This is a genomic window from Bacillus sp. JJ1532 (genome assembly GCF_036965085.1).
Classification (GTDB): Bacteria; Bacillota; Bacilli; order Bacillales; family Cytobacillaceae; genus Cytobacillus.
Window position 1 is genome coordinate 6,655 of the sequence record NZ_JBALOW010000057.1, and the last position, 12,051, is coordinate 18,705.

Annotated in this window: 14 protein-coding genes; 11 read left to right on the forward strand and 3 right to left on the reverse strand. The window is 35.8% G+C overall.

The window, feature by feature from the left end; all coding sequences use genetic code 11:
- Positions 1–459 precede the first annotated feature (459 nt).
- The 3 genes from V7122_RS18925 to V7122_RS18935 all read left to right on the forward strand — a co-directional run bounded on the left by V7122_RS18925 (position 460) and on the right by V7122_RS18935 (position 2,957).
- The gene (locus tag V7122_RS18925) at positions 460–807 is read left to right on the forward strand and encodes a PadR family transcriptional regulator (RefSeq protein WP_066291043.1); all 348 of its coding nucleotides are present in this window, start codon (positions 460–462) and stop codon (positions 805–807) included.
- Entirely contained in the window at positions 788–1,426 is a 639-nt protein-coding gene (locus V7122_RS18930) for a hypothetical protein (protein ID WP_335528255.1), read from the forward strand. The genes V7122_RS18925 and V7122_RS18930 overlap by 20 nt, the downstream gene beginning before the upstream one ends.
- A 70-nt stretch (positions 1,427–1,496) precedes the next feature.
- Positions 1,497–2,957 carry a DUF4153 domain-containing protein gene (locus tag V7122_RS18935; RefSeq protein WP_335528258.1) on the forward strand — a complete coding sequence of 487 codons (1,461 nt, stop codon included), beginning with the start codon at positions 1,497–1,499 and terminating at the stop codon, positions 2,955–2,957.
- A gap of 53 nt (positions 2,958–3,010) precedes the next feature.
- Here V7122_RS18935 and V7122_RS18940 read toward each other — a convergent pair whose 3' ends face one another.
- Entirely contained in the window at positions 3,011–4,093 is a 1,083-nt protein-coding gene (locus tag V7122_RS18940) for an AI-2E family transporter (protein WP_335344298.1), read from the reverse strand.
- A 249-nt stretch (positions 4,094–4,342) separates the two neighbouring features.
- On the opposite strand from V7122_RS18940, the gene V7122_RS18945 reads away from it, so the two are divergent.
- The 3 genes from V7122_RS18945 (at position 4,343) to V7122_RS18955 (ending at position 7,237) form a co-directional block, all read left to right on the forward strand.
- Positions 4,343–5,173 carry an undecaprenyl-diphosphate phosphatase gene (locus V7122_RS18945; RefSeq protein ID WP_335528261.1) on the forward strand — a complete coding sequence of 277 codons (831 nt, stop codon included), beginning with the start codon at positions 4,343–4,345 and terminating at the stop codon, positions 5,171–5,173.
- 255 nt (positions 5,174–5,428) lie between these two features.
- On the forward strand, positions 5,429–5,800 hold the full coding sequence (locus V7122_RS18950; protein ID WP_335344300.1) for a MerR family transcriptional regulator: 372 nt from the start codon (positions 5,429–5,431) through the stop codon (positions 5,798–5,800).
- Positions 5,801–5,920: 120 nt separating this feature from the next.
- The gene (locus V7122_RS18955; RefSeq protein ID WP_335528264.1) at positions 5,921–7,237 is read left to right on the forward strand and encodes a hemolysin family protein; all 1,317 of its coding nucleotides are present in this window, start codon (positions 5,921–5,923) and stop codon (positions 7,235–7,237) included.
- Between the two features lie 332 nt (positions 7,238–7,569).
- Here the strand turns inward: V7122_RS18955 and V7122_RS18960 are convergent, their stop codons facing one another.
- Together V7122_RS18960 and V7122_RS18965 are read right to left on the reverse strand one after the other, a co-directional pair.
- Positions 7,570–8,301 carry a serine/threonine protein kinase gene (locus tag V7122_RS18960; RefSeq protein WP_335344302.1) on the reverse strand — a complete coding sequence of 244 codons (732 nt, stop codon included), beginning with the start codon at positions 8,299–8,301 and terminating at the stop codon, positions 7,570–7,572.
- Positions 8,302–8,537: 236 nt separating this feature from the next.
- Positions 8,538–9,089, reverse strand: a complete 552-nt coding sequence (locus V7122_RS18965) for a TVP38/TMEM64 family protein (RefSeq protein WP_335528267.1) — start codon at positions 9,087–9,089, stop codon at positions 8,538–8,540.
- A gap of 291 nt (positions 9,090–9,380) precedes the next feature.
- On the opposite strand from V7122_RS18965, the gene V7122_RS18970 reads away from it, so the two are divergent.
- The 5 genes from V7122_RS18970 to V7122_RS18990 all read left to right on the forward strand — a co-directional run.
- Positions 9,381–9,728 carry a metal-sensitive transcriptional regulator gene (locus tag V7122_RS18970; RefSeq protein ID WP_335344304.1) on the forward strand — a complete coding sequence of 116 codons (348 nt, stop codon included), beginning with the start codon at positions 9,381–9,383 and terminating at the stop codon, positions 9,726–9,728.
- Positions 9,729–9,742: 14 nt separating this feature from the next.
- Positions 9,743–9,949 carry a copper chaperone CopZ gene (copZ, locus tag V7122_RS18975; RefSeq protein ID WP_335489477.1) on the forward strand — a complete coding sequence of 69 codons (207 nt, stop codon included), beginning with the start codon at positions 9,743–9,745 and terminating at the stop codon, positions 9,947–9,949.
- 460 nt (positions 9,950–10,409) lie between these two features.
- The gene (locus tag V7122_RS18980; RefSeq protein WP_335528270.1) at positions 10,410–11,006 is read left to right on the forward strand and encodes a cell wall hydrolase; all 597 of its coding nucleotides are present in this window, start codon (positions 10,410–10,412) and stop codon (positions 11,004–11,006) included.
- Between the two features lie 139 nt (positions 11,007–11,145).
- Positions 11,146–11,574, forward strand: a complete 429-nt coding sequence (locus V7122_RS18985) for an HTH domain-containing protein (RefSeq protein WP_335528273.1) — start codon at positions 11,146–11,148, stop codon at positions 11,572–11,574.
- Between the two features lie 17 nt (positions 11,575–11,591).
- A partial coding sequence (locus V7122_RS18990; protein WP_335528277.1) for an IS3 family transposase occupies positions 11,592–12,051 on the forward strand: 460 nt, incomplete at its 3' end.

Here is a 12,051-nt window from a genome sequence, read left to right on the forward strand (position 1 = left end):
ATGGGCATGGGCGGTGTTCCAGGTATGGGCATGGGTGGCTTCCCGGGTATGGGCATGCCAGGCATGTGATAAAAAATATTCAGCCTATAAAAAAGAACTTGAAATAAGTTACAATTTTCAAAGTGAATTTGGAGCTATCTTAAACGTATAAAAATCCGAGTTGATGAATGACTCGGATTTTTTAGTTTTGAAGTTGCCATATGAGAGGTACTCCTATCTTATTTTAATGAACTTATTAGCTGCCTTCTATAATTAGCAGTTGAGGTACCGATGAGTTTATTTAACTTTAATAGAGTAGATTTCATGAACTATTCATGGTTACCGAGTATCATCAGTTTTAACAAAAGCTGTGTTCCATGAAAATAAAATTAAGGAGATTTAAGGTAATTTGATCCTTTACAATTTCTCCGCTGAAGTGTAGAATCTCTATATACCTAAAATAACTAGGTAGGTGATAAAGTGTTCAATCGTGAATTGGTCAAAGGAAGTTCATCCCTATTGCTTCTTCAAATGTTAGGCGAGCGGGATATGTATGGATATGAGATTGTTAAGGAACTGGAGAAGCGCAGCGAAAATGAGTTTTCTTTTAAAGAAGGCACATTGTATCCAGCCCTTCATAAGCTCGAAAAGCAGGAATACATTGAATGCTATTGGCAGGAGCAGGAGAAGGGACCAGCCAGGAAGTATTATCGTATTACGGAGGCAGGGAAAGAAATGCTTCTTGAGAAAACCCGTGAATGGAATGACTTTGTTTCCGTAATGAACAAGGTGATGGGGAGAAAAAAGCATGGATCGGCTGAAGGATGAGTTTTTAGAAGAGCTTGCAAAGCACCTCGCAAATCATAGCGAAAAAGAGTTGATTTTAAAGGAATATGATGATCATCTTAATGAACTCCTTGTAGAGCTTTTCAAGCTAGAGGATGATTCCGAGGTGCGCAATCAAATCTATTTAAGGCTCGGAGCACCCGAAGAGATTGCGGCCATGTGGAGAGAAGAACTTTCCGTTACGCCCAGCAAGATGAAATGGCTGTTCATAGCTGTTAATATTCTTTTTTTTACCGGGGGGTCTATCCTTACGCTCGCGCATAATCTGCTAAACTGGAGCTGGCTCACAAGCCTATGGGTTCAATTAACTTCTTTTCCAATCTTAATTGCGTGTATATATCTGTTTTTCTGGGCATTGCTTGGTTATGAAATTGGCAGAGGCTTTGGCCATAAAGGCAGAAAGCTGATGAAAACGACCTTTTTCTTGGCATTAATACCAAATTTAACGCTAATGGTTCTGACGGTTTTCCGAATCATTCCCCATGAATGGTTTAGCCCGTTACTGACTGAAACGTTTATCGGGATCTGCATTCTGATGACGCTACTTTTATACCCAGTTTGCCTGATTAGCTACAGGTGGGGGAAAAAAGCTTCTGTATGAGCTTTTTTTTACCTACGTACATAGAATAACTATATATATAGAATATCTATATATAAAAGGAGGCTTTATTATGGAAATCAAAATCGAAAGAAAAGATTGGATTTTCTTTTTCTTATGTTTTTTATTGGGAATTGTGGCAGAGGAAGCATTCTTCAGATATCAAATTGGCATCTCCTATTTTGTTTTCATCGTTGTTTTTTATGCGCTGTTTTTCTGGAGGTTTCGGTCGTTTTCCTTTTCGCACCAGCGGTTCGGCTATCTAGTATTAATCGCAATATGGATTTTAGCAGCAAGCTATTATCTGTATGATACAGAACTTTTTTATGCGTTGAATATTCTTGTGATACCGGCCCTTGTTATCTTCCATCTTGCCTTAATCACTTCACCGAAAAAAATAGAATGGAGTAACTTGTATTTCGTCATTTACATCATACAACGCCTGATTCACGGAATTCGATATAGTGCTCTATTCACTAAATATGCTGTCAAGCTGACAAGACGAGGAAGCAATGAAAAACAAAATGATGTATGGAAAAAGGTTCTGATTGGCGTAGCTATCTCTTTCCCCTTTTTGTTTATCATACTGAATTTGCTTATGTCCGCAGATACTCAATTTGAAAGGCTTTTAAATAATATCCCTGGTCTGTTCAACTTCAATGGTGAATATCTTTTCCGAGCGGTTATTATTCTAATCTATACATTTGGTTTCTTCGGATTTCTTCAAGCCCTTTTGCAAAAGAATATCCATATTGTCCAAAAAGATGGCTCTCTTAAGCCGTTTGGAGTGGATGGAATTATTACACTGACTGTTTTACTGCTTCTAGATTTAGTCTATGTATTATTCGTTGCCGTCCAATTCAAGTACTTTTTCAGTGGGACTCTCGATGAAGGCTACACGTACGCAGAATATGCGCGCCGCGGATTTTTTGAACTGCTCTTTGTCACATTGATCAATCTAACTGTTACGACTGGGGTCATCAATTTAACTAAAAATGTTGCAGGAATTTTGAGGAAAACAATTAAGTTGGCCTTAATCATTCTTGTGCTATCGAGCGGGGTCCTTCTTATATCCGCTTTCATGCGATTAACGATGTATGAGGATGCTTATGGATTCACATTAACTCGGGTTCTCGCACATTCCTTTATGATTTTCCTTATGGTCATCTTTGCCTATACTCTTGTGAAAATCTGGATTGAGAGGCTATCGTTATTCCGTTTTTATTTCATTGCAGCACTTATTTATTATGCGGGGCTAAATATCGTAAATATCGATAAAATCGTTGTTGATCAAAATATGGCTCGCTTTGAGACTACAGGGAAAATCGATATTCAGTATTTGAACAGCTTATCTGCAACGGGAATCATGGGATTAATTGAGCTTTATGAAAAGCAGCCGGATGTTCAAGGATTAGAAGCTTTGCTAAAGCAGCGCAAAGCTGAAAGAGAATATTTACAAAGTAAATCATGGCAGTCACATAATCTTGCTAGAGATAGAGCTTATGAAAGGCTTGGTATTAAAAGCTTAGAGTAAGTTGAAAAAGGCCGACATTCTTGGTTGTGAGAAAGTCGGCTTTTCCTTATCTATTATTCTGTTTTAAAAATCTTAACAATATTTATGACAAGTACCTTTACTATGGAATAAGCTGGAATGATAAAGATTACCCCGATAATCCCCATAAGGTTTCCTGCTGTTAAAATTAACACAATGATTGTTAAAGGATGGATGTTTAGTGTTTTCCCCATGATATTCGGGGAAATGATATTTCCTTCTATTTGTTGCGCAACTAACATGATAATTGCTACGTAAAGAGCCATGATAGGATCTTGAAATAATGCGACTAAGAATGCAGGAATGACTGCAATATATGGGCCTAAAAACGGAATGACGTTTGTAAACATCCCGAACATTGCTAAAACAAGTGAATAGTTCAGTCCAATAATTAAGTAGCCTATGAACAAAAGCGCCCCGACAATGACACTGACGAGCATTTGTCCTTGTATATAGGTAGAGATGGTCTTGTCCATTTCTTTTAATATGTTTTTCACATGTTCTTTTTTAGACTGTGGGAACAAAACAGCCACACTCGGTGCAAATCGATGACTATCTTTTAACATATAAAATAAAATAAATGGAACAAGTACAAGATAGAAGATCGTATTGATAAACCCGCCAATCAATCCGAAAATACCAAGAATTCCATTAGCAATATTCCCTATATTGGATTCAATTCGGGATTCTAAATCTGCACTCGCAGTAAGCAATGCCTCTTGAACGAAGTCTGGAAAAGTAGCCCGATTTTCCTGAACATATTTAATCCAATCAGTTACGGTGGAAACCATCGCTGGCAAATTATCGACAAATCGTTCTAATTGGTCATTGATGACTGGTCCAACCAACTTTATAACGCCGTATACAAACAAAATGATGGCAAGATAAGCAGCTAAAATAGCAATCCATCGTGGAGCTTTCTTCTTTTCTAGCCATGCTACTAAAGGACGGCATAAATAAAACAAAATACCTGCGACAACAAAAGGCAAAAAAATCGTTTTTATCAAAACAACGATTGGAGTTAAGATAAACTGATTCTCATTTAATAAAAATACAATTAATAAAAGTAAGATGATTCCAACCATACTTTTAAACCATCTTTTTTCGAACAACGACATGTACCAATCTCACTCCCTAAGGCCGACTAAAATTTCCTTATATGAATATTACAACTAAATGGCTGAAAATCCAATAATATGATGTTGGGATTAATTTAATATCATTGTAAGTATAGTTAGCGATTTAGAATAATGTTACCTATTATATCCAAATTTTCGAGAAATTTAATAAAACACTTTACGAACCTAATTTTTAAAGTATAGTCTAGGAGAAGAAGCATTTAACAGTTTTGGAGGTACATAGGTTTTATGAATGCAGATGAGTTTCTAATCATCATAAAATACTTAATATTAGGTTTGATTCAAGGTGTTACTGAGCCCATTCCCGTTTCATCAAGCGGTCATCTTATCATTGGACAGAGATTATTAGGGATTGAACAGAAAGGTTTAGTATTTGAAATTCTAACAAATACAGCTTCACTTTTCGCCATTTGCTTTATCTTTCGCCAAGACCTTAAGCGTTTAATGGTGAATACGCTCCAATTTATTCGTACGAAAGAAAAAGCATATAAATCTGATTTTATGTTTGTTCTTTATATTGTGATTGGCACAATCCCTGCAGCCGTGCTAGGTTTCCTGTTCAATGACATCATTGCCAAGTATCTAACTTCACTACATACAATTGCGATCACCTTGTTAATTACTGGAGTAGCACTTTGGCTGATTCGTAACCTTCGGGGGATGAAAAGAGATGGGGATTTATCCATCAAAGATGCATTAATTGTTGGGTTTGCTCAAGCTGTTGCCCTTGTTCCTGGAATTAGTCGTTCCGGAGCAACAGTAATAACATCGATTGTAGTCGGCATGAAACAAGATACAGCTTTACGTTTTTCATTTATGCTCTATATCCCGGTGAGTTTAGGCGGCATGGTGTTAGGGGTTTCGGATTTGATAAGTAGTCCAGATATCGGCACTTTGGCTGTACCTTACTTAATCGCTTTTATTGCTACATTATTCATGACATACTTCTCTATGAAATGGTTTATGGGGATTATGGCAAAAGGGAATTTAAAATATTTTGCATACTATTGTTTTGTTGTTGGTACTTTGTTGCTGCTCTTTTCGTCCAATTTATTATAAATAGGGAATAAAGAGAAAGAGACTGACTCGAAAAGTTGTTATACTACAACCTCGAGTTAGTCTTTTTTTCAATTCCAGCAAACGAAAATAGGTGTGAATAAGTTTGACAAGCAGAAATATTTTCAAACTGTGAATCTCTTATTCTTATTTCAAAATAGTTGATAACTATTAATTTTAATTGTATGATTATAACATAACCATAACGTTATAGTTTGGAGGGATTACGTTGGGACTGAGAAGTTAAGAATTGGAGAATTGGCAGAGAAGGCCAGCGTCACTAAGAGGACGATCGACCATTATACGAATCTTGGTTTACTAAAAGCAGAACGTTCTCCTTCTAATTACCGGTACTATGATCATTCTTCAATAGAACGTATTCACTTCATTGAAAAGCGCAAAGAAGAAGGTATGTCATTGGAGGAAATTAAAAAAGAGTGCATAGATAAATTTTCAGAAGAGGTTGACGTATTAGACTTACGACTGAAAATTAAAGGTTTGGAAAAAGAAGTTGCTGAGGTTCTTGCTCAACTTGAGAAGACTGATCAAAAGAAATTCGAAGAAATGAAGAAAAAAATTTCACATGAAAGTTTGTCGCTGATACAAACATTGCTTTTATTGCTTAGTTAAATGATAGTGATGACTCAAGGAAATAGCAAAGAAGAATAAATAAGATAGTGGAGTTTCATAAAATCTTAACCTATTAGGAGGTGTCTCCTTACTCGTATCCTAGACGAGTCAAGGATTATATTGGATGTAATAAATTTATTATTGATAGCACTATTAATTATATTAACCGCATTTTTTGTAGCGACTGAATTTGCTATTGTTAAAGTCCGTGTTTCCAGAATTGATCAACTGATCGCTGAAGGAAAAAAGGGTTCTATAGCAGCTAAGAAAGTCGTCACTCACTTAGATGAGTATTTATCAGCCTGCCAATTGGGAATCACGATTACTGCGTTAGGTTTAGGTTGGCTTGGTGAACCGACAGTTGAAAAGCTATTGCACCCATTGTTTGCTTATTTTGAGTTAAGTGAGTCCATTACAAATGTATTATCATTTGGTATTGCATTTGCTCTTGTAACATTCCTTCATGTTGTTGTTGGGGAACTAGCACCAAAAACCGTTGCTATTCAAAAAGCGGAGGCAGTTACACTTTTACTATCTACACCGATCATCTGGTTTTATAAATTGCTGTATCCGTTCATCTGGTTTCTAAATGGTTCAGCACGTGTCCTTGTTGGACTTTTTGGTATAAAACCTGCCTCAGAACACGAAGTAGCTCACACGGAAGAAGAACTCCGAATTTTATTATCCGAAAGTTATAAGAGTGGGGAAATTAATAAAAATGAACTAAAATACGTGAACAATATTTTTGAATTTGACGAAAGAATTGCGAAAGAAATCATGGTGCCGCGAACGGAAATCGTGACGATTTCAATTGACGATACCTTTAACGATATATTGAATATTATTGGGACCGAACATTATACAAGATACCCAGTTGTTAATGGTGATAAAGACAATATTCTAGGCTTTATTAATGCGAAAGAATTCTTAACGACTAATCTTATAAACAAAAATGCAGATGAAGACTATAAATTAGAGACATTCATAAATCCCGTTATTCGTGTGATCGAAAATGTCCCAATCCATGACTTGTTAGTAAAAATGCAAAAAGAACGGATCCATATTGCCATCCTAATGGATGAATATGGTGGTACATCTGGTTTAGTAACTGTTGAAGATATTATTGAAGAAATTGTCGGAGAAATTAGAGATGAATTTGATGAAGATGAAGTGCCAGCAATTCGAATGTTAAACGAAAACCATTTTATTTTAGATTCCAAATTACTCATAGAGGATGTTAACAATTTATTGGGAACCGATTTATCTCATGAGGATGTTGACACAATAGGTGGATGGTTCTTGACTCAAAACTTTGATGCTAAGACTGGTTCAGAACTAGAATTCGAAGGTTATAATTTCAAAGTACACAATATCGATGGTCATCAAATTCATTATTTAGAAGTTAAAAAAATAGCAGAAAAACAATTAATTAAATAGTAACGAACGGCAAGCTTTAAAAAAGGCTCTGTTCAATTCAATATCTGAAATACCTGTGGGGTATGCGAGCAAAATTTTTAGACTATCCTTTAAATATTACGTTTTAAACTCGTATCCTCCTAAGCCTTACTAAAATAGATGAAAAGAGGTAATATATGTTTAAAAAAATATTGAAAATGGTCAAACATCTTTCTCAAGGAAGCAGCGAGCGAAGACACCGCAATTATCGTCGCGGAAGCAGTAGCAGCAGACGGTACAAATCATTTCCAATGAGTGGAAGCCACCGCTATAAACGTAAAGGACGAAGCAGCAGCTAATTTTACTCTATACAATTAACTTTCTTTTTCTTGCGCATTTATTGCGGCATATAAACCTTTTGAAATTTCAATAGTATTTGTATAAGGTTCGTGTATTCCTAGTAATTTTTTCAGTAAATTAACGGTTTCCTTTTTTAAAGAAAGTTCTTCTGTCCAGGGGAGAGCTTTTTTATTCTTGGAGGAGTACGTTGAATAAAGCAAATATAAAAGCAAGTCCCCTAAATCATAGTAATCCTGCTGTTTCATCTTTAAAATATCTTCTAGTTTGTTATGCTGATTAATTGAGTCTCTTTGCTTAGATAAACCAAAATCAATCAAAAAAGGTTCCTTGTTTTTTAGAAGAATGTTAGCGGTACGCAAATCCTGATGATAAATGCCTTTATTGTGAAGGTCATCTACTAATTCGAGTAAGTGGACAAGAATAAAGAGTGACTCTTTCTCGCTATACGTTTTTTTGCTAATGAAAAGTTCGTCTTCCAGATTATCCCCTTCAATAAAACTCATTGCATAAAAAAAATATCCATTACTTGAAAAAGCTTCATATAAAACTGGCATATTTTTTTGGTTTAGCGTACCTAATACTGAGATTTCATTTTCAAACATCGCTGCTTCTTTTTTATTTCGCCGTTTACTTGGCCGAAGTTGTTTAATCACTCTATTTTCATTTGTTTTCAAATCTCTGCAGAGATATACCATCCCGTAGCTTCCAGCACCTATAAAACTTAACACCTGATAGCGATCTTTCAAAACTGTCCCATCTTTAATAGGTATATCCACAAAAAACTGATAAATTTTTCGAATGGAACGTAAAATTGAAATTTTTCTCACCTCAATTAAATTTGAAAATTTTTATTTCATTGCGTATTAGCTGAAAATAAATATTTTAGATTATATCAAAACTGCAACGTTAAAATTAGATGGATTACGCTGATATTATAAACAATAAAAGAGTAAGAGCAATCAAATTTGATTGTTCTTACTTTTTATTGTTTCATTTTTCGCATAAAAAAATAGATGCTTGTTAAGATGATAAGAAGAATAATGGTAATCTGCCATTCTGATTTTAACGATAACACTTGGTCAACCGAGTATGCTTCTATTAATAGAGATGGTATTTTCCCTAATGTGCTTGCGACACAAAACGATAACAGCCCCATTTTACTGAATGCAGCTGCAAGTGTTACAGCGCCTGAAGGAATAAACGGAAAAATTCTAAGGGCAAGTACAAGAAATATTGCTTCTGCTCCGGCTGTATTCTTCAACTTTAATAAAAGCTTAGACTTTGATTTTTTTATCTTAGGTGAAAGCTTTATTAATCCTTTTCTGTATAAGACAAAACTTACAATTGTTCCAGCTGCCTCTCCCGCAATGGAGACCAATAGCCCCATTTCGAAACCAAAAAAGGCAATGTTTCCTGCAGTAATAAAAACGCTGGGCAAAATACCTGATATAGCAACAATCATATTTATTATTAAACTAACAAGGACAGCAAGTATTGGATTATTTGGAAACCATTCTAGTAAAAAATCTCTCATTGCCAATTCCTCTCTACAATTTTCTCTTCCCTTTGAACAGTAAAAATACGGTTCTTATCTTGAGTGAGAAATTATTCATTAATAATCACCTGTTCTAAATCGAATAATATATCTATTTTACTTTATAAGTTTGAAGAAATTTAGCGAGAAGTAAAATAATATTAATTATAATGAATTAATACCCTTGATCATGGCTAAGTTCACAAAAATTCCATTTTTTTCAGAAAAACTTTATTTGAGCTTTACATACTATACGGGGGTATAATATAATTCGAATTAAGGAGGGATCCTATGGTATCCAATCAAGAAGATGAAAAGTTGTTTTCAGAAGATGAAAGCTGCTGTAATTCACATAGTGAGCGAAAAAGTCACCATTCAGATAAAGTAAAGAAAAATCTAGTCACTCGATTAAACCGAATTGAAGGCCAAATCCGCGGGATTAAAGGGCTGATCGAAAGAGACACTTATTGCGATGATGTAATTACACAAATATCCGCTACTCAATCTGCCTTAAATAGCGTTGCAAAAATTCTGCTTGAAGGTCACTTAAAAACTTGTGTAGTGGATCGACTTAATGAAGGGGACATGGAAGTTCTGGATGAAGTCCTAATTACGATTCAAAAATTAATGAAAAAATAAGGAGCTGTTGAATAATGGAAAAAGTAACATTAAATGTAGCTGGGATGTCATGTGGTCACTGCGTTAAGGCTGTAGAAGGCGGTGTAGGAGAATTAGCTGGTGTTGAAAGCGTGAAAGTAGATCTGAAAAATGGGACTGTGGATGTAGAGTACAGATCTAATGAAGTATCTTTGGATAATATTAAAGAAGCTATTGATGACCAAGGCTATGATGTGAAGTAAAAAGAAACCGTGCTAGCAATAGCACGGTTTCTTTTTACAACAATATACCCTATATAGGTATAAGAGGGCGGCGTTATGAGTAAAAAAATCCTCGAAAGTCAATTTCAAATTTGATACGATTCGGGTTTATTGTTAAATTTCTTAGGATATTACATTTTGTCCGTGAGGTTAAATGATTTATCAGCCAGATTAGGTAGTTTGTCAGCCAAATAGTAATATCCCTCCAAAAGGCCAGAGGCCTGTTACATATACGAAATAATAATGTCATATATCATCCAAGTTTTGTAATCGGTGCACTTCAAAACATATTTCATCTTTTTACCACTGAATAGCTCGCCTTAGTAACGACAGGCACAAATCAGCCGTTGCCTAAGATGCCACATTTTGGACGAGGATTCATAATGTTACATATGCTAGCCTTTAATTAGAGATTCTTTACGGAAGTAGGAGGAAAACTAGCATGAAAAAAATGAAGAAGCTATTCATCACGGGTGCACTATCATTATCACTTTTTGGATTTGCAGCTGAGTCGAATGCAGCAACGAATACCCATATCGTACATAAAGGACAATCCTATTGGACGATTGCAAATCAATATGGAATTTCCGTGCCTCACTTGAAAAAAGTAAATAACAGGACTAGTGATTTACTTTATGCTGGCGAGAAAATCCTGATCCCCAATTCAAAAATTACTGCTGCAGAAAAAGAACTAATCGCTCGTCTTGTCCATGCCGAAGCTAAGGGTGAGCCATACGCAGGAAAAGTGGCAGTGGCAACCGTTGTCTTAAACCGTCTTGATAGTCCACTTTTCCCAAATACAGTTTCAGGTGTCATCTATGAAAAAGTAAGCGGGCACTATGCCTTTACACCTGTTCAAAATGGAACGATTAACCAACCCGCTGACCTGTCCTCAAAGAAAGCAGTCGATGAGGCATTAGCATTTAGAGGGCAAGGAAGAGGCTCGTTGTATTTCTTTAATCCAAAAACATCAACAAGCAAATGGGTTTTTTCAAGACAAGTGACTGTCACGATTGGAAAACATCGATTTGCAAAATAAGGTAAAAGAAAGCACCAATCATGTTTGAACTATAACCCGAATAGTGGACATTAAAAAAAAGTCCCCTATTCGGGTTTTTTATATCCATAGGATAGAAACCCGATTATAATCATTTCAGAGATACTATCGGGGGAACAAAATGAGTAAAATAATTTTTAATGAATTAGAGATGAAAATCTTGGTGAATAACCCAAACGTGGATCATGTATCAGAACGGTCCATTGCTTATAAGCCTGAGTTTAAAACAATGGCAGTAAAGGAGAATTTGGAGGGCAAAAGTCCTTCACAAATCTTTATTGAACATGGTTTTGACTTAAAAGTTATTGGGGCTGAAAAACCTAAACAATGCCTTAAAAGATGGAGAAAGACGTATAAGGAATTCGGGGAAGATGGCTTCACAACGGAACGTAGAGGTAAAGGGAGCACCGGAAGACCTTCTTCAAAATCCCTTTCACTTGAAGACAGTTTGAAAAAGGCTGAAGCTCGAATTAAATACCTGGAAGCAGAGCTTGACTTCCTAAAAAAGTTAGAAGAACTCGAAAGGCAGGCGGCGAAGAGGAAACAATAAAGACATCTGAGAAGTTCATGCTTATTGAACAAACAACACGCCAGTATAAGCTTGCCAAAATGGTAACTTACCTCTGTAAAATGGTAGGGGTAAGCAGAAGTGGCTATTATGCATGGAAAAAGGCTGAAGGCCAACGGGGAAATAGACAAGAATCCGATTTAAAGGATTATGAGCTTATCAAGTTTATATTCGATGAGAAAAAAGGAAAAGCTGGAGCTCTCACTATCAAAATGATCTTAGAGAATGACTATATGGTAGTGATGAATCACAAGAAAATCCGTAGAATAATGAGGCAGTTTAATTTGTTCACAAGGATCAGACAAATGAACCCATACAAAAAATTAGCCAAGGCGAATCAGGAACATCGTTCACTCCCTAACATTTTAAACAGGGAATTTGATCAGGGTGAGCCAGGCAAGGTACTGCTTACGGATATAACTTATGTTTTTTATGGATCTGGCAAACCAGCCTACCTAT

What these genes read in the sequence shown, in the direction of transcription:
- V7122_RS18930 (WP_335528255.1), top strand. Translation starts at nt 788, where the DNA reads ATGGATCGGCTGAAGGATGAGTTTTTAGAAGAGCTTGCAAAGCACCTC.
- V7122_RS18935 (WP_335528258.1), top strand. Translation starts at nt 1,497, where the DNA reads ATGGAAATCAAAATCGAAAGAAAAGATTGGATTTTCTTTTTCTTATGT.
- V7122_RS18940 (WP_335344298.1), bottom strand. Translation starts at nt 4,093, where the DNA reads ATGTCGTTGTTCGAAAAAAGATGGTTTAAAAGTATGGTTGGAATCATC.
- V7122_RS18945 (WP_335528261.1), top strand. Translation starts at nt 4,343, where the DNA reads ATGAATGCAGATGAGTTTCTAATCATCATAAAATACTTAATATTAGGT.
- V7122_RS18965 (WP_335528267.1), bottom strand. Translation starts at nt 9,089, where the DNA reads ATGAGAGATTTTTTACTAGAATGGTTTCCAAATAATCCAATACTTGCT.
- V7122_RS18970 (WP_335344304.1), top strand. Translation starts at nt 9,381, where the DNA reads ATGGTATCCAATCAAGAAGATGAAAAGTTGTTTTCAGAAGATGAAAGC.
- copZ (WP_335489477.1), top strand. Translation starts at nt 9,743, where the DNA reads ATGGAAAAAGTAACATTAAATGTAGCTGGGATGTCATGTGGTCACTGC.
- V7122_RS18980 (WP_335528270.1), top strand. Translation starts at nt 10,410, where the DNA reads ATGAAAAAAATGAAGAAGCTATTCATCACGGGTGCACTATCATTATCA.
- V7122_RS18985 (WP_335528273.1), top strand. Translation starts at nt 11,146, where the DNA reads ATGAGTAAAATAATTTTTAATGAATTAGAGATGAAAATCTTGGTGAAT.